Annotated in this window: 24 protein-coding genes; 8 read left to right on the top strand and 16 right to left on the bottom strand. The window is 65.2% G+C overall.

Annotated features, from left to right (window positions below):
- The first annotated feature begins 54 nt into the window (after nt 1-54).
- Nucleotides 55-681: a LysE family translocator gene (locus FJ988_RS25550; RefSeq protein WP_140821186.1), complete on the top strand. Its 627-nt coding sequence runs from the start codon at nt 55-57 to the stop codon at nt 679-681.
- Nucleotides 682-835: 154 nt separating this feature from the next.
- On the opposite strand, the gene FJ988_RS25545 is transcribed toward FJ988_RS25550, so the two are convergent.
- The 3 genes from FJ988_RS25545 to uxaC are packed head-to-tail and all read right to left on the bottom strand — an operon-like array spanning nt 836 to nt 3,387.
- Nucleotides 836-1,168, bottom strand: a complete 333-nt coding sequence (locus tag FJ988_RS25545; RefSeq protein ID WP_140821184.1) for a cupin domain-containing protein — start codon at nt 1,166-1,168, stop codon at nt 836-838.
- A gap of 24 nt (nt 1,169-1,192) precedes the next feature.
- Nucleotides 1,193-1,960 (bottom strand): 2-dehydro-3-deoxy-D-gluconate 5-dehydrogenase KduD, encoded by a 768-nt coding sequence (kduD, locus tag FJ988_RS25540; RefSeq protein WP_140821181.1) that lies wholly within the window; start codon nt 1,958-1,960, stop codon nt 1,193-1,195.
- Nucleotides 1,961-1,977: 17 nt separating this feature from the next.
- Nucleotides 1,978-3,387: a glucuronate isomerase gene (gene uxaC / locus FJ988_RS25535; protein ID WP_140821178.1), complete on the bottom strand. Its 1,410-nt coding sequence runs from the start codon at nt 3,385-3,387 to the stop codon at nt 1,978-1,980.
- A 201-nt stretch (nt 3,388-3,588) separates the two neighbouring features.
- Here uxaC and FJ988_RS25530 point away from each other — a divergent pair, with 201 nt between their 5' ends.
- On the top strand, nt 3,589-5,088 hold the full coding sequence (locus FJ988_RS25530) for a mannitol dehydrogenase family protein (protein ID WP_140821176.1): 1,500 nt from the start codon (nt 3,589-3,591) through the stop codon (nt 5,086-5,088).
- Nucleotides 5,089-5,105: 17 nt separating this feature from the next.
- On the opposite strand, the gene lepB is transcribed toward FJ988_RS25530, so the two are convergent.
- The 10 genes from lepB to FJ988_RS25480 all read right to left on the bottom strand — a co-directional run bounded on the left by lepB (nt 5,106) and on the right by FJ988_RS25480 (nt 15,114).
- Nucleotides 5,106-6,068 (bottom strand): signal peptidase I, encoded by a 963-nt coding sequence (gene lepB / locus FJ988_RS25525; protein ID WP_140821174.1) that lies wholly within the window; start codon nt 6,066-6,068, stop codon nt 5,106-5,108.
- 89 nt (nt 6,069-6,157) lie between these two features.
- Nucleotides 6,158-6,565, bottom strand: coding sequence for a F0F1 ATP synthase subunit epsilon (locus FJ988_RS25520; protein WP_140821172.1), 408 nt, complete (start codon nt 6,563-6,565; stop codon nt 6,158-6,160).
- Nucleotides 6,565-6,810, bottom strand: a complete 246-nt coding sequence (locus tag FJ988_RS25515; RefSeq protein WP_140821170.1) for a hypothetical protein — start codon at nt 6,808-6,810, stop codon at nt 6,565-6,567. Before FJ988_RS25515 ends, FJ988_RS25520 begins: the two co-directional genes overlap by 1 nt.
- Nucleotides 6,810-8,390 carry a F0F1 ATP synthase subunit beta gene (gene atpD, locus FJ988_RS25510; protein WP_140821168.1) on the bottom strand — a complete coding sequence of 527 codons (1,581 nt, stop codon included), beginning with the start codon at nt 8,388-8,390 and terminating at the stop codon, nt 6,810-6,812. The genes FJ988_RS25515 and atpD overlap by 1 nt, the downstream gene beginning before the upstream one ends.
- A gap of 65 nt (nt 8,391-8,455) precedes the next feature.
- Nucleotides 8,456-9,343, bottom strand: coding sequence for a F0F1 ATP synthase subunit gamma (locus FJ988_RS25505; RefSeq protein WP_140821166.1), 888 nt, complete (start codon nt 9,341-9,343; stop codon nt 8,456-8,458).
- Nucleotides 9,344-9,378: 35 nt separating this feature from the next.
- Nucleotides 9,379-10,908: a F0F1 ATP synthase subunit alpha gene (gene atpA / locus FJ988_RS25500; RefSeq protein ID WP_140821164.1), complete on the bottom strand. Its 1,530-nt coding sequence runs from the start codon at nt 10,906-10,908 to the stop codon at nt 9,379-9,381.
- Nucleotides 10,908-11,468, bottom strand: a complete 561-nt coding sequence (locus tag FJ988_RS25495) for a F0F1 ATP synthase subunit delta (protein WP_140821162.1) — start codon at nt 11,466-11,468, stop codon at nt 10,908-10,910. The genes atpA and FJ988_RS25495 overlap by 1 nt, the downstream gene beginning before the upstream one ends.
- A 246-nt stretch (nt 11,469-11,714) precedes the next feature.
- Nucleotides 11,715-12,110 (bottom strand): DUF4345 family protein, encoded by a 396-nt coding sequence (locus FJ988_RS25490; protein ID WP_140821160.1) that lies wholly within the window; start codon nt 12,108-12,110, stop codon nt 11,715-11,717.
- A gap of 93 nt (nt 12,111-12,203) precedes the next feature.
- Nucleotides 12,204-12,899, bottom strand: coding sequence for an aspartate/glutamate racemase family protein (locus FJ988_RS25485; RefSeq protein ID WP_140821158.1), 696 nt, complete (start codon nt 12,897-12,899; stop codon nt 12,204-12,206).
- A gap of 31 nt (nt 12,900-12,930) precedes the next feature.
- A complete protein-coding gene (locus tag FJ988_RS25480) occupies nt 12,931-15,114 on the bottom strand; it encodes a primosomal protein N' (RefSeq protein WP_140821156.1) in 2,184 nt (727 codons plus the stop codon).
- A 90-nt stretch (nt 15,115-15,204) separates the two neighbouring features.
- On the opposite strand from FJ988_RS25480, the gene fsa reads away from it, so the two are divergent.
- Entirely contained in the window at nt 15,205-15,861 is a 657-nt protein-coding gene (gene fsa / locus FJ988_RS25475; RefSeq protein WP_140821154.1) for a fructose-6-phosphate aldolase, read from the top strand.
- A gap of 84 nt (nt 15,862-15,945) precedes the next feature.
- Here the strand turns inward: fsa and lptE are convergent, their stop codons facing one another.
- Nucleotides 15,946-16,530: an LPS assembly lipoprotein LptE gene (lptE, locus tag FJ988_RS25470; protein WP_140821152.1), complete on the bottom strand. Its 585-nt coding sequence runs from the start codon at nt 16,528-16,530 to the stop codon at nt 15,946-15,948.
- Nucleotides 16,517-19,144, bottom strand: a complete 2,628-nt coding sequence (leuS, locus tag FJ988_RS25465) for a leucine--tRNA ligase (protein ID WP_140821149.1) — start codon at nt 19,142-19,144, stop codon at nt 16,517-16,519. The genes lptE and leuS overlap by 14 nt, the downstream gene beginning before the upstream one ends.
- 148 nt (nt 19,145-19,292) lie before the next feature.
- Between leuS and FJ988_RS25460 the strand changes: the two genes are divergently transcribed.
- The 3 genes from FJ988_RS25460 to FJ988_RS25450 all read left to right on the top strand — a co-directional run bounded on the left by FJ988_RS25460 (nt 19,293) and on the right by FJ988_RS25450 (nt 21,412).
- Nucleotides 19,293-19,955: a YggS family pyridoxal phosphate-dependent enzyme gene (locus FJ988_RS25460; RefSeq protein WP_140821147.1), complete on the top strand. Its 663-nt coding sequence runs from the start codon at nt 19,293-19,295 to the stop codon at nt 19,953-19,955.
- Between the two features lie 83 nt (nt 19,956-20,038).
- Nucleotides 20,039-20,278, top strand: a complete 240-nt coding sequence (locus FJ988_RS25455) for a type II toxin-antitoxin system prevent-host-death family antitoxin (RefSeq protein WP_140821145.1) — start codon at nt 20,039-20,041, stop codon at nt 20,276-20,278.
- An 84-nt stretch (nt 20,279-20,362) separates the two neighbouring features.
- A complete protein-coding gene (locus tag FJ988_RS25450) occupies nt 20,363-21,412 on the top strand; it encodes an aldo/keto reductase (RefSeq protein ID WP_140821143.1) in 1,050 nt (349 codons plus the stop codon).
- Nucleotides 21,413-21,472: 60 nt separating this feature from the next.
- On the opposite strand, the gene FJ988_RS25445 is transcribed toward FJ988_RS25450, so the two are convergent.
- On the bottom strand, nt 21,473-22,378 hold the full coding sequence (locus tag FJ988_RS25445) for a LysR family transcriptional regulator (RefSeq protein WP_140821141.1): 906 nt from the start codon (nt 22,376-22,378) through the stop codon (nt 21,473-21,475).
- A gap of 181 nt (nt 22,379-22,559) precedes the next feature.
- On the opposite strand from FJ988_RS25445, the gene FJ988_RS25440 reads away from it, so the two are divergent.
- A complete protein-coding gene (locus tag FJ988_RS25440) occupies nt 22,560-23,747 on the top strand; it encodes an MFS transporter (protein ID WP_140821139.1) in 1,188 nt (395 codons plus the stop codon).
- A 34-nt stretch (nt 23,748-23,781) separates the two neighbouring features.
- The gene (locus FJ988_RS25435; RefSeq protein WP_140821137.1) at nt 23,782-24,816 is read left to right on the top strand and encodes an aldo/keto reductase; all 1,035 of its coding nucleotides are present in this window, start codon (nt 23,782-23,784) and stop codon (nt 24,814-24,816) included.
- Nucleotides 24,817-25,025: the final 209 nt, after the last annotated feature.

Genomic DNA, 25,025 nt, shown 5'->3' with positions numbered 1-25,025 from the left:
GCTATAACGCCAGGCGCCCACTGCCGGCCGCCGCCGATGCACAGGAGCCTTCGCATGATCGATCCCGCTACGCTCATCACCTACATCGCGGTCGTGTTCGGCTTTGTGTTCATTCCGGGGCCGGCGACGCTGCTCACCGTGGCGCGCGCCACCAGCTCGGGCACCAGGGTCGGCATCGCCACGGGCGCCGGCGTCGCGGCGGGCGACGTCGTCCACACCATCATGGCGGTCGTCGGCATCTCGGCGGTCATCGCCGCATCGGCGATGCTGTTCAGCGTCATCAAATATATAGGCGCGGCCTACCTGGTTTATCTCGGCATCCGCGCCATACTCGAAAAGGCGCCGACCGACCTCGCGCGCAGGACGTTGCCGATTTCAGCCGGCAAGGCCTTCCGCCAGGCTATCCTGACCGAAGTGCTGAACCCGAAGACGGCGCTGTTCTTCCTCGCCTTCCTGCCGCAATTCGTGCACCCGCAAAGCGGTTTCGTGGCGCTGCAGCTGATGATGCTCGGCGTCATCTTCGTCCTGCTCGGCCTGTTCAGCACCGTCGTCTTTGCCGTCAGCGCCGGCGGTCTCGGCGCCTTCCTGCGCCGCAATCCCGCTGTGCTGAAATGGCAAGGCAAGGTGGTCGGCGGCATCTATTGCGCGCTCGGCCTGCGGCTTGCCTTGCAGCAGCGCTGAAGTCGTCGGCCGTTAAACGTATATTCACCATGTTGCGGCACCGTTGCCTTCTGCGGCGATGTTTGAGTACCGCGGCGGCGCCAAGAGCAACATGGCGTCCAGGCAACAAGCCCGCGCTTCACGGCGCGGGCTTTTCGTTGCGGCGACGGAGAACTCAATCGATGAAGTCGGCCCTGTGGGGCGCAAAACTGTCGACCAGCCGCCCGGCCTCCAGCGCCTTGACGCCGTGCACCAGATTGGACGGGACGATAAAGCTGCCGCCGGTCTCGAGGATTTCCGAGCGGCCGTCGATGGTGACCTCGAAGCGGCCCTCGGCGACATAGCTTGCCTGCACATGGGGATGCGAATGCAGCGCGCCGACCCCGCCCTTGTCGAAGGCGAACTCGACCATCATCAGTTCCTCGCTATGCACCAGCACGCGCCGCCTGTTGCCATCCGGCGTCGGCTCCCAGGCTTTTGCGCCCGCGTGAGAAAAAACATCGGTCATCGCCTGGCTCCATTCGAACTTACTCTAGCGCGCCAGCCAGCCACCATCGACCGGCACCACCGCGCCATGCATATAGTCCGACGCCGGCGCCAGCAGGAACACCGCCGCGTCGCCGATGTCCTCGGGCCGGCCCCAGCGACCGGCCGGGATGCGCCCGAGGATGGCGGCGCTGCGGTCGGGATCGGCGCGCAGCGCCTCGGTGTTGTTGGTCTCGATATAGCCCGGCGCGATGCCGTTGACGTTGATGTCCCTCGCCGCCCATTCGCAGGCGAGCAGCCGGGTGAGGCCGAGCAGGCCGTGCTTCGAGGCGGTGTAGGAGGCGACGCGGATGCCGCCCTGGAAACTCAGCACCGAGGCGATGTTGACGATCTTGCCGCGTCGCCCCGGCCCGGCCAGCACGCGCCTGGCAAAAGCCTGGCAGAGCCGGAAGACGGTCTTGAGGTTGACGTCCATAACCTCGTCCCAGTCCGCCTCAGTCAACTCCACCGCATCGGCGCGCCGAATGATGCCGGCATTGTTGACCAGGCCGTCGAGCGGACCGCTTTCGTCCCAGACGCGCTCCAGCATCGCCGCAGCGGCTTCCGGATCGCCGAGATCGGCGGCGACCTCCTCGAAGCCGCCGCCGGCCGCGGCGATCCGTTGCGCCGTCTCCTCCATCGCCGAACGGCCGACGCCGACGACCGAGCCGCCGGCGCGCGCCACCGCCACCGCGATACCCTGGCCGATGCCGGTGTTGGCGCCGGTGACGAGAATGCGTTTCCCGGTGAGACTGAAGGCTGAGAGATCAGTCACGCTCACCCCCCCTGCGCTCACAGCCGATAGGCCTTTTTGGCAAGCGTATAGGCCAGTTCGCCGGCGAGCTCATGCGCTTCGTCCTCGCGCAGCCGATGCTCGGCCACCATCCGCGCCAGGAACGCGCAGTCGACGCGGCGGGCGACATCGTGGCGCGCCGGGATCGACGGAAAGGCGCGCGTGTCGTCGTTGAAGCCGACCGTGTTGTAGAAGCCGGCCGTCTCGGTGGTCATCTCGCGGAAGCGGCGCATGCCTTCCGGGCTGTCGTGGAACCACCAGGCCGGCCCGAGCTTCAACGCCGGATAGACGCCGGCAAGCGGCGCAAGCTCGCGCGCATAGCTGGTCTCGTCGAGCGTGAAGAGAATGACGCTGAGATCGCGCTCCAGCCCGACGCAGTCGAGCAGCGGCTTCAGCGCCGTCACATAGTCGGTCCTGGTCGGGATGTCGAAACCCTTGTCGCGGCCGAATTTCTGGAAGATCGCCGGCGAATGATTGCGCCATGATCCCGGATGGATCTGCAGCACCAGCCCGTCGTCCAGGCTCATCTTGGCCATCTCGGTCAGCATCTGGGCGCGGAACAGTTTTCGCTCGCGGGCATCGTCCGAACCGCGACGGACACGGTTGAACAATTCTTCCGCCGCCGCATCGGAAAGGTTGGCGGTCTCGGCCGTGGGGTGGCCGTGATCGGAGGAAGTTGCGCCGAACTCCTTGAAGAAGGCGCGCCGCTTGCGATGCGCATCGAGATAGCCCGCCCATGTGCCGGTATCGCAGCCGGTGATGTCGCTTAGACGGTCGAGATTGGCCGAGAATCCTTCGAAATCGGGATCGACCACGGCATCCGGCCGATAGGCGGTGACGACACGGCCACGCCAGCCGCTGTCGCGGATCATTCTGTGCCAGGCGAGATCGTCGAGCGCGCCTTCGGTCGTGGCGATGACTTCGATGTTGAAGCGCTCGAACAGCGCGCGCGGACGGTAATCTTCGCGCTGGAGCAGCGCGGCGATCGTGTCGTAGTGGCGGTCGGCAGTGCCTGGACCGAGCGGCTCCTCGATGCCGAACAGATGCTCCAGCACATGGTCGAGCCAGAGCCGGGTCGGCGTGCCGCGGAAAAGGTAGTAGTGCTCGGCGAAGCGGCGCCAGATCGCTCGGCCATCGGTCTCGACCGCCGCGCCATCGAGCGTCGCCACGCCAAGATCCTCCAGCCGCACGCCCTGGCTGAACAGCATGCGGAAGATGTAGTGATCGGGCACTATCAGCAATTGCGCCGGATCGGGGAACGGTTCGTTCAGCGCGTACCAGCGCGGGTCGGTGTGACCGTGCGGGCTGACGATCGGCAGGTCGCGAACCGAGGCATAGAGTGCGCGGGCGAGCGCAAGCGGACGCCCCTCGGCGGCGAACAGCAGATCCGGATCGGTCAAAGCAGCCACGTCGATCCCTCCTCGGCGATCCACCGGTAGGATCGGTGGGAAATGCTGTCAACACACGAAAAGCTGCGCCGCCTGCGCGCGCCGCGGCCACCTTGTGCGTGCCACGGGCATTGTCGGCGGCGGCGGCGAATGCTACGCCGCCAGCGACTTTGCCTTGATCCTGGCTGTCCCGGCCGCGACGGATTGGAGACTTCGCATCCGATGAAGAAGCGCCTGTCGAATATGACGATTGCGGCTATACCGGCTTCCGTCCCGCGCTATGACCGCGCCGGCATCACGCCCGGCATCGTCCACCTCGGCGTCGGCGCCTTCCACCGCGCGCATCAGGCCGCCTATTTCGACGCTTGCCTCGCAGACGGAGAAACGGATTGGGGCATCGTCGGCGTCTCGTTGCGCAGCCCTGACACGCGGGACGCGTTGGCGCCGCAGGACGGGCTCTATACACTGGCGATCAGGGACAGCGCCGGCGAGCAATTGCAGGTCGTCGGTTCGATCCAGTCGCTGCTCGTCGCCCCGGAAGACCCTGGCGCCGTGCTTGCCGCGCTGACCGACCCGCGCATCCGCATCGTCACGCTGACCATCACCGAAAAGGCCTATCTGAGGGCCGCAGACGGCACGCTCGACAAGGGCCATGCCGACATCGCGCACGACCTGGCAAACCCGGAAAAGCCGAAGACGGCGCATGGCTTCCTGACCGAGGCGCTGGCGCGCCGCCGTGCCGCCGGCACACCGCCTTTCACCGTGCTCTGCTGCGACAACCTGCCGGCCAATGGCGCCACGCTGCACCGGCTGCTGATCGAGTTCGCCAAATTGCGCGACGTCCACGGTGATGCCGGGCTCGCGCGCCACATCGCCGCCGAAGTGGCTTTTCCGTCGTCAATGGTCGACCGCATCGTGCCGGCCACCACCGATGCCGACCGTGCGCGAGTCACCGGCGAGCTCGGGATCGAGGATGCCTGGCCGGTGATGACCGAGCCGTTCAGCCAATGGGTGATCGAGGACCGCTTCCCCACTGGCCGGCCCGCCTGGGAGAGGTTCGGCGTCACCATGGTCGAGGATGTCGGCCCGTTCGAGGACATGAAGCTGAGGCTGCTCAACGGTGCGCACTCCGGCATCGCCTATCTCGGCCTGCTCAGCGGCCACGCCACCGTCGACCGCGCCTTCGGCGACCCGGCGATCCGGCAGTTCGCCGACCGGCTTTGGGCCGAAGCGATCCCGACGCTGCCGCAGGATGCCGGGCTCGACACCGCCGCCTACACGGCCGAGCTGGCGGAGCGCTTCTCGAACACAGCGCTCGCTCACCGTACTGCGCAGATCGCCAATGATGGCAGCCAGAAGCTGCCGCAGCGCATCGTCGCCTCCTCACTCGCCAGGCTCGAGGATGGCGCGCTGCCCGAGCATCTGTCGCTGGTCGTCGCCGCCTGGATCGCCGCCTGCGCGGCGCGCGGCTCGACATTGCCGGAGAGCCATTTCACCGACCCGCTCGACGCGCCGCTCAAGGAGGTCTTCCAAAAGGCTCTGCCGACGCGGGAGATGGCTGCTTCCGTGTTCGACCTGGCAGGCTTTGCCAAGGGCCATGCCGAGCGCGAAACGCTGATCGATTTCGTCGCCGCCCACCTCGTTCACCTCAACCAGGGCGGTCCGAAGCTGGCTTTCGCCGCACTTGGCATCGGCAACGAGTTGCCCAGGCTGGCAGAGTAGCGCTTCGTCGCCGCGGACTATCTGCCCGCCGATCCGTTCACCACCTGGCGCGCGGTGTAATTGACGCCGTTCGAATTCCAGAACAGCCGCACCGCCTTGCCGACCAGATTGGCGTAGGGCACCGTGCCCATGGCGAACCGGCTGTCGTCGGAGTTGTCGCGATTGTCGCCCAGCATGAAGTACTCGCCCGCCGGCACCACGATCTCGGGCGTGTCGTCGCCAGCCGAACTCGCGGTATAGTCGATCACCAGATAGGAGACGCCTTCGGGCAGCGTCTCGCGCTGCAGCCGCGCCGAGCGTATCTCGTCGGTCGAATATTCGCCGAGATCCTCGAGCTTGACGGCAACCTGATTGATATGGAGCCGGCCGTCGATCATCTGGATCCGGTCCCCGGGCAGGCCGACGATGCGCTTGACGTAATCCGTATCGGTATCGGTGCGCGGCCTGAAGACCACCACATCACCGCGTTTCGGCAGGCTGCCCAGCACCCGACCGTCGATCGGCAACACGCCGAGGGGAGCGCTGTAGCGGCCATAGCCATAGGCGTATTTGGAGGCGAAGAAATAGTCACCGACCTGAAGCGTCGGCTCCATACTGCCGGACGGCATCGAGAAAGGCTGGAACAGGAAGGTACGGATGGCGAAGGCCGCGCCGTAGGAAGCGAGAGCGACAAGGACCAGGACCCAAAGTCCGTGCGCATACCATTTATCGGGTCTGAAACGCCGCACGAACGGGACAACGATCACCACGGATAGCACAGCCAGGCCGAACCAGACGATATTGGTGGCCCAAGCAAGGTTCACGCCATGGAAAACCGGAAAGCCGGCATAGCCGATTGCGATCGACAGCAAGCTGATGACGATGAGCCAGGCAATCGCCAGGGGACCGGCGCCGATCCACAGGAAGCCGCCGAAAGGCCCGCCTAACAGCGCCACGAGCGCTGTCGACCATCTTGATCGCGAGCCTGATTTGTCGGACATCCGTTGCCCTCTGACAAAGCAGGGCGGACTGTCCAACAAACAAAAAAGCGGGGCAAGCCCCGCCTTTCAATCTCGTGTCAGAGCAGATGTCAGGCCGGCAGCAACGCGCCTTCCAGCGTGGTAAGCTGGCTGAGGAACTGTTCGGCGCGGCTGCGGCTCTCGTCGTCCTTGGCGTCGGCGGCGTCTTCCTTGGCCTCCTGGATGCGGCGGGCAAGGTCGGTGCGGTCGATGTCGTTGACATGCACCGCCGATTCGGCAAGCAGCGTGCAGCCGGACGGCAGGATGTCGGCGAAACCGCCGAACACGACGTAACGCTCTTCGGCGCCGGCAGCCGTCTTCACCGTGACGACGCCAGGCTTGATCGTGGTCATGACCGGCGCGTGCTTGGCCATCACGGTCATCTCGCCCTCGGCGCCCGGGATGACGACGGACTCGACCTGCTCGGAAACGAGCAGCCGCTCCGGCGAGACCAGTTCGAATTGGAAAGCTTCAGCCATTATCGTATCCGTTCAACCCATTCGGGCGGCACCCACACGAAATGTATGGTTTCCGTTTTGCTCAGGGAGTTGGATATCTCCAACTGACCGAGATCTTCATGCCATTCTTCCACAATCCACTCTCGACCAATGAGAGTGTTCAGATCCGCGACGTCTTCTTCGGGCATATCCGACAGGAATTCATCGCTGAGCTGAAGCAGTCGGACCCGATCGCCTGAAGCGTATCCGGGTCCGGCATTGTTCATCAGGCCGCTTCAGCCGCGAGGCGCTGCGCCTTCTCGACCGCTTCCTCGATGCCGCCGACCATGTAGAAGGCGGCTTCCGGCAGGTGGTCGTAGTCGCCGGCGCAAAGGCCCTTGAAGCCCTTGATGGTGTCGGCGAGATCGACCAGCTTGCCCGGCGAACCCGTGAACACTTCGGCGACGAAGAACGGCTGCGACAGGAAGCGCTCGATCTTGCGGGCGCGGGCGACGGTCTGCTTGTCCTCTTCCGACAGCTCGTCCATGCCAAGGATGGCGATGATGTCCTGCAGCGACTTGTAGCGCTGCAGGATCGACTGCACCTGGCGCGCGACCTGGTAGTGCTCCTCGCCGACGACCATCGGGTCGAGCATGCGCGAGGTCGAGTCCAGCGGATCGACGGCAGGATAGATGCCCTTTTCCGAGATGGCGCGGTTGAGCACGGTGGTGGCGTCCAAGTGGGCGAACGAGGTCGCCGGCGCCGGATCGGTCAAGTCGTCGGCCGGCACGTAGATCGCCTGCACCGAGGTGATCGAGCCCTTGGTCGTCGTCGTGATGCGCTCCTGCAGCGCGCCCATGTCGGTGGCCAGCGTCGGCTGGTAACCCACGGCGGACGGAATACGGCCGAGCAACGCCGACACTTCCGAGCCCGCCTGCGTGAAGCGGAAGATGTTGTCGACGAAGAACAGCACGTCCTGGCCCTGGTCGCGGAAATACTCGGCGACCGTCAGGCCGGTCAGGCCGACGCGGGCGCGCGCGCCCGGCGGCTCGTTCATCTGGCCGTACACCAGCGCCGCCTTGGAGCCGGCACCGCCGCCCTTCTTGTTGACGCCAGATTCGATGAACTCGTGATAGAGGTCGTTGCCTTCGCGGGTGCGCTCGCCGACGCCGGCGAACACCGAGAAGCCGCCATGGGCCTTGGCGACGTTGTTGATCAGTTCCTGGATCAGCACGGTCTTGCCGACGCCGGCGCCGCCGAACAGGCCGATCTTGCCGCCGCGAGCGTAGGGCGCGAGCAGGTCGAGAACCTTGATGCCGGTGACCAGGATCTGCGCTTCGGTCGACTGGTCGATATAGGCCGGGGCCGGCTGGTGGATGGCGCGCAGCTCGACGCCGTCGACCGGGCCTTCCTCGTCGACCGGTTCGCCGATGACGTTGATGATGCGGCCGAGCATGCCCGGGCCGACCGGCACCGAGATCGGCGCACCGGTGTCAAAGACGTCCTGGCCTCGGACCAGGCCTTCGGTGGAGTCCATGGCGATGCAGCGGACGGTGTTCTCGCCGAGGTGCTGGGCGACTTCAAGCACCAGGCGGTTGCCGACATTTTCGGTTTCCAGCGCGTTCAGAATGGCCGGCAGATGGTCTTCGAACTGCACGTCGACGACGGCGCCGATGACCTGGCGGACCTTGCCGGCGGCGCCGACGCGCTTGGCCGCGAAGGCCGGGGCCTTGGCGGTCGCTTCCGCCTTGGCCGGAGCCGCAGCCTTTGCCGGAGCGGCCGCCTTCTTGGCCGGGGCGGCCTTTGCCGCCGCTTTGGGGGCCTCTGCCGCCTTGGCGGCGGTCTTCGGGGTAGCTGCTTTCGCCATCGTCTTTGCCCTTTTCGTCTATCCGTTGTTCACGCCGTCCGGCGGGTGTCCCGCTCGGCGCGTGATTAGAGCGCCTCGGCGCCCGAAATGATTTCGATCAGTTCCTTGGTGATCTGCGCCTGCCGCTGGCGGTTGTAGGTGATCGACAGCCTGTTGATCATGTCGCCGGCGTTGCGCGTCGCATTGTCCATCGCGCTCATCTTGGCGCCCATCTCGCCGGCCGCGTTTTCGAGCAGCGCGCGGAAGATCTGCACCGCGATGTTGCGCGGGATGAGGTCGGAGAGGATTTCGCCCGGCTCCGGCTCGTATTCGTAGACGGCGTTGCCACCACTTGTCGCCTCGGCGGCGGTCGAAGCAGGCGCTGCCGCCGGGATGATCTGCTGCGCCGTCGGGATCTGGCTGATCACCGACTTGAACTGCGAGTAGAACAGCGTGCAGATGTCGAACTCGCCCTGGCTGAACAGGTGGATCACCTTGCGCGCGATCGCGTCGGCATTGACGAAGCCGAGCGTCTTGACCTCGCGCAGGTCGACACGCTCGAGGATCAGCGAGGCGTAGTCGCGGCGCAGGATGTCGTAACCCTTCTTGCCGACGCAGATGATCTTGACCTGCTTGCCGTCGGCGAGAAGCCTGCGGATATGGTCGCGGGCCAGACGCGCGATCTGCGAGTTGAAGCCGCCGCACAGGCCGCGCTCGGCGGTGCAGACGACGAGCAGATGCACGTCGTCCTTGCCGGTGCCGGTCATCAGCGCCGGAGCATCGCCGCCGCCGCCGATCGCCTGGGTGATGTTGGCCAGAACCGCGCCCATGCGCTCGGAATAGGGACGCGCCGCTTCCGCCGCTTCCTGCGCGCGACGCAGCTTCGCCGCGGCGACCATCTGCATCGCCTTGGTGATCTTCTGCGTCGCCTTGACCGAGGCGATACGGTTACGAAGGTCTTTTAATGAAGGCATGCTTCAAACCTGATCCCGAGCGTCCGGCTGCTTGTTTAGGCGAAGGTCTTGGCGAAAGCGTCGATCTCGGCCTTGAGCTTGGCGCGCAGATCGTCCGACAGCGCCTTCTCCTTGCGGATACCGTCAAGCACGTCCTTGCCGGCCGAGCGCATGTGAGCCAGCAGGCCATGCTCGAACTTGCCGACCTGGTTGAGCGGCAGCTTGTCGAGATAGCCGTTGACGCCGGCGAAAATCACCGAGACCTGTTCTTCCGTCTTGAGCGGCGAGAACTGCGGCTGCTTCAGCAGTTCCGTCAGGCGCGAGCCGCGGTTGAGCAGGCGCTGCGTGGCGGCGTCGAGGTCGGAGCCGAACTGCGCGAAGGCCGCCATTTCGCGGTACTGCGCGAGCTCGCCCTTGATCGAGCCGGCGACCTGCTTCATCGCCTTGATCTGCGCCGACGAGCCGACGCGCGACACCGACAGACCGACGTTCACCGCCGGGCGGATGCCCTGGAAGAACAAATTGGTCTCGAGGAAGATCTGGCCGTCGGTGATCGAGATGACGTTGGTCGGGATATAGGCCGACACGTCGTTGGCCTGCGTCTCGATGATCGGCAGCGCGGTCAGCGAACCATTACCGTTGTCGTCATTGAGCTTGGCGGCACGCTCGAGCAGGCGCGAGTGCAGGTAGAAGACGTCGCCCGGATAGGCTTCGCGGCCCGGCGGGCGGCGCAGCAACAGCGACATCTGGCGATAGGCGACGGCCTGCTTCGACAGATCGTCATAGCTGATCAGCGCATGCATGCCGTTGTCGCGGAAGTACTCGCCCATGGTGCAGCCGGCGAACGGCGCCAGGAACTGCATCGGCGCCGGATCGGACGCGGTGGCGGCGATGATGATGGAGTAGTCGAGCGCCCCGCGCTCTTCCAGCACCTTGACGAACTGCGCGACGGTCGAGCGCTTCTGGCCGACGGCGACGTAGACGCAGTAGAGCTTTTCCTTCTCGGGGCCGTTGTCGTGCACCGACTTCTGGTTCAGCATCGTGTCGAGGATGATGGCGGTCTTGCCGGTCTGGCGGTCGCCGATGACCAGCTCGCGCTGGCCGCGGCCGACCGGGATCAGCGCGTCGATGGCCTTGAGGCCGGTCGACATTGGCTCATGCACCGACTTGCGCGGAATGATGCCGGGCGCCTTGACGTCGACGCGCTTGCGTTCGGTGGCCTTGATCGGGCCCTTGCCGTCGATCGGGTTGCCGAGCGCGTCGACGACGCGGCCGAGCAGGCCCGGGCCGACCGGAACGTCGACGATGGCGCCGGTGCGCTTGACGGTATCGCCTTCCTTGATGTCGCGGTCGTTGCCGAAGATGACGACGCCGACATTGTCGGCTTCGAGGTTCAGCGCCATGCCGCGGATGCCGCCGGGGAATTCGACCATCTCGCCGGCCTGGACATTGTCGAGGCCGTAGACGCGGGCGATGCCGTCACCGACGGACAGCACCTGACCGACTTCGGAGACTTCCGCCTCCTTGCCGAAATTCTTGATCTGGTCTTTCAGAATTGCGGAAATTTCCGCGGCGCGGATGTCCATCAGCCGACCTCTTTCAGTGCAAGCTTGAGCGAATTGAGTTTGGTTTTGAGCGACGTATCGATCTGGCGCGAGCCCATCTTGACGATCAACCCGCCGAGCAGCGACGGATCGACGGTGATCGCGATGGCGACGTCCTTGCCGGCGATGCTTTTCAGCGCCGCCTTGAGCTCGGTCTGCTGCGCCGCCGTCAATTCATGCGCCGAGGTGACTTCGGCGGATGCCTCGCCGCGATGTTCGGCAGCGATCTGGCGGAACGCCTTGATCATGCCGGGCACCGCGAACAGGCGGCGGTTGCGGGCAACGACACGCAGGAAATTGCCGACCAGGCCGGTGATGTTGGCCTTGTCGGCGATCGCCGCGATCGCCTTCGCCTGGTCCTCGCTGGAGAACACCGGGCTGTTGATCAGGCGGGTAAGGTCGTCGCTGCCGTTGAGCAGCGCCTCGAAGCCGTTGAGGTCGGCCTCGACCTTGGCGACCGAATTTTCCTGCTGCGCGAGCTCGAACAGCGAGCCGGCATAGCGTTCTGCGACAGCTGAGATTGGCGATGACGATTGGGCCACGGACCGTCTTTTCTCTTGTCTGACAGGCCGCAGATTGTTGGCGCGAGCAAAAACTCTGGCTAAATCTTTGACCTTACTGCAATTTTTCAAATCCCGAGGCGCGGCTTCCGCTATCCCCGGTCGAAAGTCGATTGCCGTCTAGCACAGGCTTTTTAAGACCGCAATGCATCGTCCGGCATGCTTTTCAGGCACTTTTGTCGCATCGGGCGACAGAGTCCAATCCTACGTGCAGGATTAGTCGCGAATTTACGGCACGAAGCCGAAGGCAAAGGCCAGCGGCAGCGCCGCCAAAGCCAATTCAATCACGATGGAGGCCCAATTGAAAGGCGTGTTGGCGCCGTCGGACATCATCGACAAGAGCCGGCCGAAAGCGGTGAACAGCCAGGAGAAGCCCAGGGCCATATAGAGCAGCGGTTGCGCAAGCAGGATGCAGCACAGGCTGACGCCGAGATAGAAGCCCGACATGCGGCCGCGCCCCTCGGCGATCGCCGCCGCTTTCTCCGGCCTCGGCTGCAGGCGCAGCACGCGGAAGGCTAGCCCTGGCGCGAGGAAAAGGAAAAGCCCGAGAGCCAGCGTGACGACAGCGCTCGACCACGCCAGCCACTCGCCTTGGCTCGCCGGCCACGGAAACGCGAAATCCATCCTATCCCCCTCCTATTTCTTGCTTTGAACACCGACATTCTAGCGAGGGAAAAGCGGCGCGCCAGAGGATGCAGGCACATTAGGAATCGCGCATCAGGACAGCGCGAAATCGACTGCGGCCTCGGCATGGATTCGCGTGGTGTCGAACACCGGGAAGTCGAAGTCGCCCCGGCCGATCAGCATGGTGATCTCGGTGCAGCCCATGATGACGCTGTCCACCTGATCCTCGCGCCGCATGCGGCCGACCTCCCCGACATAGGCGGCATGCGATTCTGGTTTCACGATGCCCTGGCAAAGCTCGTCGTAGATCACCCGGTGCACCATGTCGCGGCCGGCCTGGTCCGGCACGATCGGCTGCAGGTCGTATTTCTCCGCCAGCCGGCCTTTGTAAAACTCCTGCTCCATGGTGAAGCGGGTCGCGAGCAGCGCCGGGCGCTTGACGCCGGCCTCTACGACGGCGCGGCCTGTGGCGTCGGCGATATGGATGAGCGGAACCGATACCGCGGCCTGCACCTCGCCGGCCAGCTTGTGCATGGTGTTGGTGCAAATCACCAGGCCTTCGGCGCCACCCGTCTCCAGCTTGCGCGCCGCTTCCACCAGCAGCGCGCCGGCGCCTGCCCAATCGCCCGCATGCTGCCGCTCGGCGATCTCGGCAAAATCGAACGACCACAGAAGCAACTTCGCCGAATGCAGCCCGCCGAGCCGCTCGCGCACGATCTCGTTGAGAAGGCGATAATAGATCGCCGTCGATTCCCAACTCATGCCGCCGATGAGGCCAAGGGTTTTCATTGCGCGAACGCTCCGTTGGACTGTTTTGAGCTTATAGAAAGCTCTGTGGGTCGATGTCGACCTGCACGCGGACCGAACCGCGCGGCTTCGGCCCCTCGGCCAGCATGGCGCGAATAAAACCTTGCATGTCGGCGCGCCGTTCGCCCTGGACCAGCAGGCGGAAGCGGTGGCGGCCGCCGATCAGCGACAAGGGCGCCTCGGCCGGGCCGAGCACGAAGAGATCGGACGCCTGAGGCGCCGCCCGCCGCAAGCCGCGCGCATGGCTTTCCGCCTCGCCGCGCGTCGCGGCGCTGACGATGATGCCGGCGAGCCGGCCGAAAGGCGGCAGCGCGGCGCGTTCGCGCTCGGTGATCTCGCGCTCGTAAAAGGCTTCCGAATCGCCGGAGACGATCGCCCGCATCACCGGGTGGTCGGGCTGGTAGGTTTGCAAAAGGCCGAGGCTTTTCTTGCCGGTGCGGCCGGCACGGCCCGTCACCTGGCTGAGCAGCTGGAAGGTGCGCTCGGCAGCGCGCGGATCGCCATTGGCCAGTCCGAGATCCGCGTCGACCACGCCGACCAGTGTCATGCCGGGAAAATTGTGGCCCTTGGCGACGAGCTGCGTGCCGATGACGATGTCCGCCTCGCCATTGGCGACCGCTTCCAGTTCGAGCCGCAGCCGGCGGACGCCGCCCAGAAGATCAGAGGACAAGACGATGGTGCGCGCATCCGGAAAATGGTCGACGACTTCCTCGGCGATGCGCTCGACGCCGGGGCCGCAGGCGACGAGATGGTCCAGCGTGCCGCATTCCGGGCAGGCTTCCGGCCGCCGCTCATTGTGGCCGCAATGGTGGCAGACGAGCTGGCCGCGAAAGCGGTGCTCGACCAGCCAGGCCGAACAGACCGGGCAACCGAAGCGGTGGCCGCAGACACGGCAGAGTGTCAGCGGCGCATAGCCGCGCCGGTTGAGGAAGAGCAGCGACTGCTCCTTCCTCTCCAGCGTGCGCTGCATCTGTTCCAGCAGAACCGGCGACAGGAAGCCGCCGCGCGCCGGTGGCGAGCGCCGCATGTCGATCGATTTCAGGTCGGGAAGTGCGGCCTCGGCGAAGCGCGACGACAGCACCGCCCTGTCGTAGCGGCCTTGGCTGGCATTGACCCGGCTTTCCACCGACGGCGTGGCCGAGGCGAGCACCACCGGGAAGCCGCCGATATGGCCGCGAACCACCGCCATGTCGCGCGCATTATAGAAGACCCGGTCCTCCTGCTTGTAGGCAGGGTCATGTTCCTCGTCGACGACGATCAGGCCGAGCTGCTTGAACGGCAGGAACAGCGCCGAACGCGCGCCGGCGACGACGCGCACGCCCCCTTCCGCCACCTGCCGCCAGACGCGCTCGCGCATTCTTGGCGGCAGGTCGGAATGCCATTCCGCCGGCTTGGCGCCGAAACGATCCTGGAACCGTTCGAGGAAAGCATGCGTCAGCGCGATCTCCGGCAGCAGGATCAGCACCTGCTGGCCCTTGTCCAGCGCCGCCGCCACCGCCTCGAAATAGACCTCCGTCTTGCCGGAGCCGGTGACGCCGTCGAGCAGCGTGACGTTGAAGGCGTCCGCTGCGACCGCGGTGCGCAGTTTCTCGGCGGCGGCTTTCTGGTCCGGCATCAACTCCGGCGCGGCATGATCCGGATCGGGTGCCGCCACCACCGGCCGTGGCGGGATCATCACCGTCTCGAACACGCCCTGCGCGCGCAGCCCGTCAATGACGGTCGAGGACACACCCGCCGCATGCGCGAGGCCGGTGCGCGTCCAGGCGAGCCCCCCTTCGGCCGTCTCCAGCACGCGGCGCCGCGCATCCGTCAGCCGGTCGGGCTCGGCCATCGTGCGCTGCAGCCCTTCGATCCACGGCTCCGGGTCGAACGCTTCGGGAGCTCTGAGCAGCATGCGCGCGACCATGCCGGGCGCCGACAGCGTGTATTGCGCGATCCAGTCGACGAAGCGGCGCATGGCCCGATCGATCGGCGGGCAGTCGAACACTTCCTCGATCGGCCGCAGTTTCTTCGCATCGACCGTTTCGACCTTGCCGTCCCAGACGATGCCGGCGACCTGGCGCGGCCCGAGTGGCACGCGCACGATCGAGCCCGGCACCACGCGCATGCCAGGCGGAACGGCATAGGTGTAGGGCCGTTCGGCCGGCATCGGCACCAGCACCGGAGCGGCCGCGACAAAGGGCGAATCTTCGATCATCAGGCGTGACCTTGCCCCGACTTTGGTCTAGATCAAAGGGGACCCCCGCATCCGCCTGGCTTACGCCAGGCAATCCCCAAGGAGACAGCCATGAAGTTTTTTGTCGACACCGCTGACATCAAGGAGATCAAGGAGCTGCACGATCTGGGGCTGCTCGATGGCGTCACCACCAACCCGTCGCTGATCCTGAAATCGGGCGGCAAGATCGCCGACGTCACCAAGCAGATCTGCGACATCGTCGAAGGCCCGGTTTCGGCCGAGGTCGTCGCGACCAAGTACGAGGACATGATGGCCGAGGCCAAGGTGCTGGCCAAGATCGCGCCGAATGTCTGCATCAAGGTGCCGCTGACGCTGGATGGCCTCAAGGCCTGCAAGACGATCCGCACCGAGATGAACCGCATGGTCAACGTCACGCTGTGCTTCTCGGCCAACCAGGCGCTGCTTGCCGCCAAGGCCGGCGCTTCCTTTATCTCGCCCTTCGTCGGCCGCATCGACGACACCGGCTCGGACGGCATGGAGCTGATCTCGGAAATCCGCACCATCTACGACAATTACGATTTCAAGACCGAGATCTTGACGGCTTCAGTGCGCACCGTGAACCACGTCAAGCAGGCAGCACTCATCGGCGCCGATGTCGTGACCGCGCCGCCGGCGACCTTGAAGGCGCTGGTCAGCCATCCGCTGACCGACAAGGGCCTGGCGCAGTTCCTCGCCGACTGGGCCAAGACCGGCCAGAAGATCGGCTGATCCGTCTCTATCTGGTCAGAAACGAAAAAAGGCCGGGCGACCGGCCTTTTTCTTTTGGGACGCACCGAGGTGTCGAGATTCAGGTCAGGCCGATGCCTTCTTGTGCTTCGCAAGATCCTGCGCGATCGCCAGCCGCAGAAATTCCGCGAGTTCCCGAGCCGCGCGGTTCTCGGCGTCGATCTGGGCGCGATAGGACGCGTATTCCTGCAGCGGCCGGTCGAAAGACGATGGCACAGAGCGCTTGCCGACGGCGATGACCGCGTTGGTCGCGTTGTCGCGTAGCACATAGTTGGCGGTCAGCGTCACCGTGCCCGCGGTCGGCTCGTCTTCCGATGTCTGAACCTGAACGACGGCTGCCGATTCGACCAGTTCGGTGACGCCGAGATCGAGCGTATAGGCCGGCGAGGCCGGCTCGCCCGCCCCTTGCCCGAAGGCGAAGATCAGATTGTTGCGCACCTGCTGCGCGTAGCGCGTGTTGACCGGCTTGATCGAGATCGAGCCCAGCTCGGCCTTTGCGCTCAACGTCGATCCGGGCGACAGCGGCTGGTTGGAATAGAGCGGCCTGACGGTGCAGGCCGAGACCAGCGCCAGCGCGGCAACCATACCGCAGACCGCGAAGCGGCCGCGCAGGCGGGCCGCTTGTGACTTCACCGGATCAGGCAACGACATTGACGATCCTCTGCGGCACGATGATCACCTTGCGCGGAGCCTTACCTTCGAGCGCTTTCTGCACGAAGTCGAGGGCCAGCACCGCTTTTTCGACGGCAACTTGATCCGCGTCGCGGGCAATTGTCAAATCCCCGCGCTTCTTGCCGTTGACCTGCACCGGCAGCACGATCTCGTTGTCCACGACCAGCGCCGGGTCATAGACCGGCCACGGCCGTTCGGCGACCATCTCGGTGCCGCCCAGCTCCTGCCAGCACTCTTCCGCCAGATGCGGCATGACCGGCGCGACGATATGCACCAGGATCTCCACCGCTTCGCGGCAGGCGCCTTTCAGCGCCGCGTCGGCCTTGCCTTCGGCGACGTCGTTGAGCGGTGTCGCCAGCGCGTTGGCGAGCTCGTAGATGCGCGCGATCGCCCGGTTGAAGCCGAGCTTCTCGATATCCTCGCCGACCGCTTTCAAAATCTTGTGCGCGGCCTTGGAGACGGCGCCGGCCTCGCCATCCTTCGCAGCGACCGGCTTCACGCCGGCAAGCTGCTCGGTCGCGATCTGCACCAGGCGCCAAACACGCTGCACGAAGCGGTGCGCGCCGGCCGCGCCGTCGTCGGTCCATTCGACGTCGCGCTCGGGCGGCGAATCCGACAGCATGAACCAGCGCGCGGTGTCGGCGCCGTAGCCGTCGGTGATCTCTTCCGGGCTCACCGTGTTCTTCTTGGACTTCGACATCTTTTCCAGCGCGCCGATCGCCGCTTCCTCGCCGGTGGCGATCTCGACGGCGCGGCGCTTACCGCCGGCGTCCTCGATCCTGACCTCGGGCGGCGACAGCCAGCGGCCGTTGGTCGAGGAACCGCCGACGCGGTAGGTCTCGTGCACCACCATGCCCTGCGTGAACAAGCCTTTGAACGGCTCGGCCAGATTGAGGTGACCGGTCTCGCGCATGGCGCGGGTGAAGAAGCGCGAATAGAGCAGATGCAGGATCGCGTGCTCGATGCCGCCGATGTATTGATCGACCGCCAGCCATTCGTCGGCCGCCTTCGGCTCGGTCGGCTCATTGGCCCAGGGCGCGGTGAAGCGCGCGAAATACCAGGACGAATCGACGAAGGTGTCCATCGTGTCGGTCTCGCGCCGCGCGTCGCGGCCGCATTGCGGGCACTTCACGTGCCGCCAGGTCGGATGCCGGTCGAGCGGGTTGCCAGGACGGTCGAACTCGATGTCGTCGGGCAGCTTCACCGGCAGGTCGGCCTTCGGCACCGGCACGACGCCGCAGGCCTCGCAATGGATCATCGGGATCGGGCAGCCCCAGTAGCGCTGGCGCGAGATGCCCCAGTCGCGCAGGCGGAAATTCACCTTGCGCTCCGCCATCGGCCGGCCGCCGATCGTCTTCTGCTCCAGCAGCTTCGCCACTTCGTTGAAGGCCTTCTCAGGCTTCATGCCGTCCAGGAAGCGCGAATTGATCATCACGCCGTCGTCGACATAGGCCTCCTCGATGATCTGGAAGGTCTTGGCGTCGCCGTCTTCCGGCATCACCACCGGGATCACCGGCAGGCCGTATTTGTTGGCGAAGTCGAGATCGCGCTGGTCGCCCGACGGGCAGCCGAAAATGGCGCCGGTGCCGTAGTCCATCAGCACGAAATTGGCGACATAGACCGGCAGCGTCCAGTTCTCGTCGAACGGATGGACGACGCGGATGCCGGTGTCGAAGCCCTTCTTCTCGGCCGTCTCCAGCGCCGCCACCGAGGTGCCCATGTGGCGCACTTCCTCGATGAACTTGGCCAGTTGGACATTATCCTCGGCAGCCTTCTTCGCCAGCGGATGGTCGGCGGCGACCGCCATGAAGGAGGCGCCAAAGATCGTGTCCGGCCTTGTCGTGTAAACTTCCAGCTCGCGCGCATCGCCGACAGGCTTTGCCAGCGGCCAGCGGATCAGCAGCCCTTCCGAACGGCCGATCCAGTTGTGCTGCATCAGCTTGACCTTTTCCGGCCACTCCTCGAGCAGGTTGAGCGACTGCAGCAGATCCTCGGCGAAATCGGTGATCTTGAAGAACCACTGCGTCAGCTCGCGCTGCTCGACGAGCGCGCCCGAGCGCCAGCCGCGACCGTCGATGACCTGCTCGTTGGCAAGCACCGTCATGTCCTCCGGGTCCCAATTGACCTTGGAGGATTTGCGCGTCACCAGCCCCTTCTCGACGAAGTCGAGGAACAGCATCTGCTGGCGGTGGTAGTAGTCGACGTCGCAGGTGGCGAACTCGCGCGCCCAGTCGAGCGACAGGCCCATCATCTTGAGCTGCTCGCGCATGACGGCGATGTTCTCGTAGGTCCAGTCCTTGGGATGGACCTTGTTCTGCATGGCGGCGTTTTCGGCCGGCATGCCGAAGGCGTCCCAACCCATCGGATGCAGCACGTTGAAACCCTTGGCGCGCTTGTAGCGGGCCACCACGTCGCCCATCGTGTAGTTGCGGGTGTGGCCGATATGGATCTTGCCCGACGGATAGGGGAACATCTCGAGCACGTAGTATTTCGGCTTCGGATCGTCGTTGCTGGCCTCGAACAGCTTCTTTTCGGCCCAGGCCTTCTGCCATTTGGGCTCTGCGGTGCGCGGATTGTATCGTTCGGTTGCCATCGGGTGTTTTTCACTTAAAAGCAGGCACGAGGCGCCGGACAATGGCCGGCGGCTTGGGAAATGTCGTCGCGGTGTTCACCATGGATTGCCGGACCCGTCAACTGCGACGAGCCGGCATGGGCATGAAAACCATAGGCAGGATAGTGGCATGACGAGCGCCGTCGAGCAGCTTCACGCGGTCCAGGTGAGGATCGCGAACGCCGAACGCGAGGCCGAGCGCAAGCCTGGCGCGGTGACGCTGGTCGCGGTGTCGAAAACCTTCGATGCCGAGCATATCCGTCCGGTGATCGAGGCCGGTCAGCGGGTCTTCGGCGAGAACCGGGTGCAGGAAGCGCAGGGTAAGTGGCCGGGTCTGAAGGCGGCTTTTCCAGATATCGAATTGCATCTCATCGGCCCGCTGCAGTCCAACAAGGCCAAGGAAGCGGTGGCGCTGTTCGATGTCATCGAGACCATCGACCGTGAAAAGATCGCCGCCGAGCTGGCCAAGGAAATCGCTAAGCAGGGCCGGTCCCTGAGGCTCTACGTCCAGGTCAACACCGGATCCGAGCCGCAAAAGGCCGGCATCGAACCGCGCGAGGCGGTCGCCTTCGTCCAGCGCTGCCGCGACGTGCACGGCCTCGCCATCGAAGGCCTGATGTGCATCCCACCCGCCGAGGAAAACCCCGGCCCGCATTTCGCGCTGCTGGAGAAGCTTGCGCGAGAGGCGGGTGTCGAAAAACTGTCGATGGGCATGTCCGGCGACTACGAAACGGCGGTCGCTTTCGGCGCGACGAGCGTCAGGGTGGGGTCGGCGATCTTCGGCAGCCGCTAGTTTAGCTACGACCTGTTTTGCATGACCTTTTCTGGCGCAACTGATATGCATCGCAGACTGTTTTGCCGAGTGGCGCTCATGGAATGGATATTCAGGAAGCAGGAAAGAGCCTGCCGAAATTGATCAAGCAAGCGTGTGAAATGGGGCCGCAGACCATCACGCAAGATGGAAGGCCCGTCGTCGTGGTCGTAGCTGCCGAAAGGCTCGTCGGCGCCAAGCCGTCACTTGCGGAATATCTTCTCTCCGGTCCCGGATGGGACGACGAGTTCGCCGAGGAAGTCAATCGCAGACCTGAGACCATGATCCGAGACATCGATCTCTGATTCTCTCGCTATGCAGGCCTTGAAACGAAACGACCCGTTCCTATTTCCCCTGGTGTCATCCAACACCTCCCGGGGAATCCCACTATGCGCTACAATCAGCTCGGCAACACCGGCCTGTTCGTTTCCGAACTTTGCCTCGGCACCATGACTTTCGGCGCCGCCGGCGAGAACGCCCAATGGGGCCTGATCGCCAGCCTCGACCAGAAAGGCGTCAACGAGATCGTCGGCCGCTCGATCGCCGCCGGCGTCAATTTCTTCGACACCGCCGATGTCTATTCCTTTGGCCAGTCCGAGCAGTTGCTGGGACAGTCGCTCAAGGATCTCGGCGTCAAACGTTCGGACGTCATCATCGCCACCAAGGTGCATGGCGCCATGGGCAGCGGTCCCAATGACCGTGGCGCATCGCGCGGCCATATCATGGATTCCATCGACCGCAGCCTGCAACGGCTGCAGACCGATCACATCGATCTCTACCAGCTGCACGGCACCGACACGGTGACGCCGATCGACGAGACGCTGCGCGCGCTCGACGATCTCGTCGCCGGCGGCAAGGTGCGTTATGTCGGCGTCTCCAACTGGCAGGCCTGGCGTATCGCCAAGGCGCTGGGCATTGCCGAGCGCAAGGGTTACGCCCGCTTCGAGACCATCCAATCCTACTATTCGATCGCCGGCCGCGACCTGGAGCGCGAGATCGTGCCGTTGATCAATGAGGAAAAGCTCGGGCTGATGGTCTGGTCGCCGATGGCGGGTGGCCTGCTTTCCGGCAAATACGGCCCCGGCGCGCCCGGCAATGGCGAGGGCCGCCGCGCATCCTTCAATTTCCCGCCGGTCAATGAGGACCGCGCCCGGGCAGCGGTCGCGGTCATGCGCGAGGTCGCCAAGAAGCACGACGTCAGTGTCGCCACGGTGGCGCTCGGCTACGTGCTGGCAAAACCCTTCGTGATGAGCGTCATCATCGGCGCCAGCCGCATGGACCAGCTCGAGCAGAACCTTGCCGCCACCGGCCTGAAGCTCGACGCCGATGATCTCGCGAAACTGGATGAGGTGAGCGCGCTGCCCGCCGAGTATCCGGGCTGGATGCTGGAGCGGCAAGGCGCCGGCCGCCGTCCAGCGCCTTTCGTGCCGAAGGCGTAACGCCTCGAATTTGCGCAGATGTCGTGAAAAGCCTCGTGCCACTGGCGCGCGGCTTTCTTTTTAGAGACGCACAGTCTCGGCGAGAAAATCCAGAAAAGCCCGCACCCGTGCCGGCAAATGCTTGCCCTGGCCGACATAGACGGCATGCGTCGGCTCCTCGTCGCCGGGATTGAAGTCCTCCAGCAGCGGCACGAGCAGCCCGGCATCGATGTCGGGCTGGACATGCCAGCGCGCCAGCCGCGCAATGCCGGCCCCGGCCAGCGTCGTGCGCCGCATCGCTTCGCCGTCGGTCAGCGACATGTTGCCGACGATCGGCAGGATGAGCGATTTGCCTGCCGCGTCGACGAAGGGCCAGCCGTCGATATGCCGGGCGAAGCCGAAAGCCAGCATATTGTGGCGAGCGAGGTCGGACAGCGTGCGCGGCGTGCCGCGCGCTTCGAGATAGGCCGGCGACGCCACCAGCACCATCCGGCTCTGGCCGAGCTTGCGCGCCACCAGCCGTGATTCGCTGAGCGGCCCGGCGCGGATGGCGACGTCTGCGCGCTCTTCCAAGAGATCGATGACGTTGTCGGTCAGGACCGCCTCGACGGTAATCTCGGGATAGCGCTCCAGGAAACGCGGCAGCAGCGCCATCAGCCGGTGCTGACCGAACGGCACATAGGAATTGACCCTCAACCTGCCGCGCGGAGCCGACCCCGCCGCCGCTTCGCGCTCGGCCGCGTCCAGATCGGCGAGGATGCGCAGGCCACTGTCATGGAAGGCAGCGCCCTCCGGGGTGAGCTGCAGCTTGCGCGTCGAGCGGCTGATCAGCCGAGCGCCGAGCCGCGCCTCCAGCCGCGCGATCAATTTGCTGACCGCCGACGGCGTCATGCGAAGCCGCCGCGCCGCGGCGGAAAAACTGCCCGCCTCAACGACGCGCACGAACACTTCGATCTCGCCGGAGCGGTTGATCTCGGGTCTCGCCATTCGTGAATCTATTTCACAGAAAATATGCCTCATGCAAGGCTGGTTCACAGCTTGTCGGATCACGATTTTCCCCGTGCATGATCCCGAAAAGCGGAAACCGGTTTTCGGGAAAGATCATGCGCCAGCAAAAATCCGGGGCGCAGGACTGAGGCGTCCTGTTCATGACAATCGGACCATCGCCATGCCCCTTGCACTCTATGCCCTCACCGCCGGCGCCTTCGGCATTGGCGTCACCGAATTCGTCATCATGGGCCTGCTGCTCGATGTCAGCGCCGATCTCGGCGTCTCGATCTCGGCTGCCGGCCTGCTCATTTCCGGCTATGCGCTCGGCGTCGTCGTCGGCGCGCCGCTGCTTGGCGCGCTGACCGGCCGCCTGTCGCGCAAGACCTTGCTGCTTGCGCTTATGGTGGTCTTCACAATCGGCAACCTCGCCTGTGCGCTGGCGCCCGATTACTGGACGCTGATGGCCGCGCGCGTGCTGACCGCCTTCGCGCACGCCTCCTTCTTCGGCGTCGGCTCGGTCGTCGCCACCAGCCTGGTCGCGCCCACCAGGAAGGCTTCGGCCATCGCCCTGATGTTCACCGGCCTCACCGTCGCCAACATCCTCGGCGTGCCCTTCGGCACCTGGCTCGGCCAGGCCTATGGCTGGCGCTCCACGTTCCTTGCCGTGACGCTGGTCGGCGTCGTCGCCTTTGCCGTCATCGCATTGCTGGTGCCGCGCGATGAACCGGCGGCGGCGAGCGAGGACGAAAGCTCCGAAGGCACGCTCGCCGTGCTCGGCCGGCGGCCGGTGCTGCTTGGACTTTTGACCACCGTCCTGAGCTGGGTAGGCGTCTTTGCCGCCTTCACCTATCTGGCGCCGATGCTGACCCGCATCAGCGGCTTTTCCGAAGCTTCGGTGTCGCCGATCCTGCTCGTTTTCGGCGGCGGCCTGGTCGCCGGCAATTTGCTCGGCGGACGTCTCGCCGACAGGCGCCTGGTGCCCACGGTGATCGGCACGCTGGTCGCGCTTTCGGCCGTGCTCTTCGTCATGACCGCCGCGATGCATCAGCCGCTCGCGGCCATCCTCGCCGTCGGCCTGCTGGGTGCTGCCGCCTTCGCCACCGTCGCGCCGCTGCAGATGTGGGTGTTGGAGAAGGCGCAGGGCGCCGGCCAGGGCCTTGCCTCTTCCTTCAACATCGCCGCCTTCAACCTCGGCAACGCCATCGGCGCCTGGCTCGGCGGCTTCGTCATCGACCATGGCCCCGGCCTCGGCGCCGTCCCGCTCGTCGCCGCCTTGGTGCCGCTCGCGGCACTTGCCGTCGTGGTCCTGGCGCTGCGCCTGGAGCGCAGCCCAGCCATCGTCACGCCGGCGCCGGCCTCGTGCTGATCAGCGATTTCCTTCGACAATCAGGAGAATGAAGATGGACTACCGACCTCTTGGCGCTTCCGGCCTTCGCGTGCCGGCGCTTTCCTTCGGCGCCGGAACCTTTGGCGGCTCCGGCCCGCTGTTCAGCCATTGGGGCAACAGCGACGCCAAGGAGGCCCGCCGTCTCATCGACATCTGCGTGGAGGCGGGCGTCAATCTCTTCGACACCGCGGATGTCTATTCAGCCGGCGCCTCGGAGGAGGTGCTGGGCGAGGCGATCAAGGGCCGCCGCGACGCGGTGCTGATCTCGACCAAGACGTCGCTGCCGATGGGCGACGGCCCGGCCGACTGGGGCTCGTCGCGCTCGCGCCTGATCCGCTCCGTCGACGCGGCGCTGAAGCGCCTCGGCACCGACTATATCGACCTGCTCCAACTCCACGCCTTCGATGCCTCGACGCCGATCGAGGAGGTGTTGTCGGCGCTCGACGACCTCGTGCGCTCAGGCAAGCTGCGTTATGTCGGCGTCTCGAACTTCTCCGGCTGGCAGGTGATGAAGTCGCTCGCCCTCGCTGACAGGCATGGCTACCCGCGCTATGTCGCGCACCAGGTCTATTACTCGCTGCTCGGCCGTGACTATGAATGGGAGCTGATGCCGCTCGGCCTCGACCAGGGCGTCGGCGCGCTGGTGTGGAGCCCGCTCGGCTGGGGCCGGCTGACCGGCAAGATCCGCCGCGGCCAGAAGCTGCCGGAACAGAGCCGGCTGCACGGCACGGCCGACTTTGGCCCGCCGGTCGAGGACGAGCTTCTTTACCGCGTGGTCGACGCACTTGAGGTGGTCGCTTCCGAAACCGGCAAGACCGTGCCGCAGATCGCCATCAACTGGCTCCTGCAGCGGCCGACCGTTTCGTCCGTCATCATCGGCGCCCGCAACGAGGAACAGTTGCGCCAGAACCTCGGCGCCGTCGGGTGGAGTTTGACGCCGGAACAAATCAAGACGCTGGATGAAGCAAGCGCGGTGACGGCGCCCTACCCGTACTTTCCCTATCGGCGCCAGGAAGGTTTTGCCCGGCTCAATCCGCCTGCGGTGTGAGAGCTGGCTGAGTCAGAGCAAACGCTTGTAGTTGGCCGCGGCCTCTGAGGTTCGTCATCCTAGGGCGGAGCAAGGAGCGTAGCGACGCGCGCAGACCCTAGGATCCATGCCGCGACTTCAAGGCGCTGCAACGGTGCAGAATTCTGCTCCGTTGCACTCTACGGCTAACGTCACGGCATGGATCCTCGGGTCAAGCCCGAGGATGACGA

The organism is Mesorhizobium sp. CU3 (genome assembly GCF_006442965.1).
Lineage (GTDB): Bacteria > Pseudomonadota > Alphaproteobacteria > Rhizobiales > Rhizobiaceae > Mesorhizobium.
Note: the sequence above shows the minus strand (reverse complement) of the source record. Positions and strands in the feature narration are given on the sequence as shown.